General features: G+C 51.1%; 2 protein-coding genes. Both read left to right on the top strand.

Annotation, left to right across the window (positions count from 1 at the left end; genetic code table 11):
- A partial coding sequence (locus BVH01_RS07110) for a fimbrial protein (protein WP_139317792.1) occupies positions 1-427 on the top strand: 427 nt, incomplete at its 5' end.
- 492 nt (positions 428-919) lie between these two features.
- Positions 920-1,445 (top strand): hypothetical protein (locus BVH01_RS24835; protein ID WP_218189094.1); only part of this gene is annotated, 526 nt, incomplete at its 3' end.

Below are 1,445 nucleotides of genomic sequence, written 5' to 3'. Positions count from 1 at the left end.
GGGTACTTGCGAAGTCACCACCCCCAATATCAACGTATCCATGCCCGCAGCCTCCACTGAACGTTTCCCTGCCGTAGGGTCGAGCTATGGTCGCACGCCATTTGTCATTGGAATCAACTGTAATTCGGCAGTTGGGCTGAACGTTACGCTCACGGACTCCAGTAATTCCGGTAATGATTCAGACATACTGTCGCTAACTCCCGGATCGAGTGCCAGAGGCATCGGTTATCGGGTAAGACACAATGCGTCGGTGGTTCGTTACGGCCCCGACTCGGCTCTGGCAGGCAATCCGAATCAGATTCATGTTGGCACTGCCTCAGCCGCAGGATATGTGTCGATTCCGTTCACCATAGAGTACGTCAGTACCGACACCGTCCGAGCTGGCAGTGCAAACGCAATGGCGACATTCACCATGAGTTATCAATGAACGCCTGGCATCAAGAGACATGTTGTCGTTGAGAAGTTTTTTACAGTGAAGGAGAGCCGGTGTGTAATTTTCAGGATATGCCGAGATCAGCCTCTCACGGTATGCCATCGGTATCAAAGTATTGACTCTCCAAGGTACCGACCTAGGGGCGTGCGGCAGGGTAACAGAATGGTTGCGTGGAGAGTAGTGCTTCTCTGCTCATCAGATGGTGTTGAGTCGGCCGACCAGCAATGTCAGGTTGCGTATGCGCTTGAGTTACCGAAGAAGAATGTAAGCCAGGCTCGCTTTGAGTATTAAATACGCCCGATATACCGCTAGGTGCAGGAATTGCTTTGCCATTAGCGAGTGACGACCAGTATCAGCCCATAAATATTTCCATGTTTGAAAATAGCAGCCATTGTGCCGCGGGCATGAGGCGAGGGACTCAGGCTTATGCAATTTTCGTATTTAGCGTGTAAGAGATTTTTTGGTGTATTCAAGGCCAGGAGATGCTTGGAGGTTTTGCTTGGCGGCAGTGTGATTTTTTCAATGATGTTTTTTTCGCAGTCTGTACTTGCCAGATGCATACTCCAAAGTGAAACCTCTTACATAAATGTCACCTTGCCTGATAATTTATCCATCCCAGTCAATGCCCGTTATTCTCCTGGGGATGTTCTTTGGGATAGTCAATGGGTTCCGGGTACTTCCAGGCCCAGGAGCCATTGCTATACCGTGTCCGAGGTCAGGTGGTCACTTGCTCCATTGCTGGCGACGAATCTCCCGGATGTCTACCAAACGGCTGTGCCAGGAATTGGCATTCGTGCTTATGTGAATGAGCTGGCTAGAGTATTAACGCATCCTGCACGCACAGTGAGATCTACTGCCAGTACCGCCTATGGCCCACAATCTGGAGCGGGCCGTGTTCAGTTGATCTATACGGGGCCGGTGAGAAGCGGCCAGTTACAACTGCCGGTGATTTTGGGCGCCGAGTACTACGGCGATGCCATGACCGCACAGCTTAGCCTGAACAACAACAACG

Origin of the sequence: Pseudomonas sp. PA1(2017) (genome assembly GCF_001945375.1) — a bacterium.
GTDB lineage: Bacteria > Pseudomonadota > Gammaproteobacteria > Pseudomonadales > Pseudomonadaceae > Aquipseudomonas.
The sequence above is the reverse complement of the archived record's forward strand: the minus strand, read 5'-3'. Positions and strand labels throughout refer to the sequence as shown.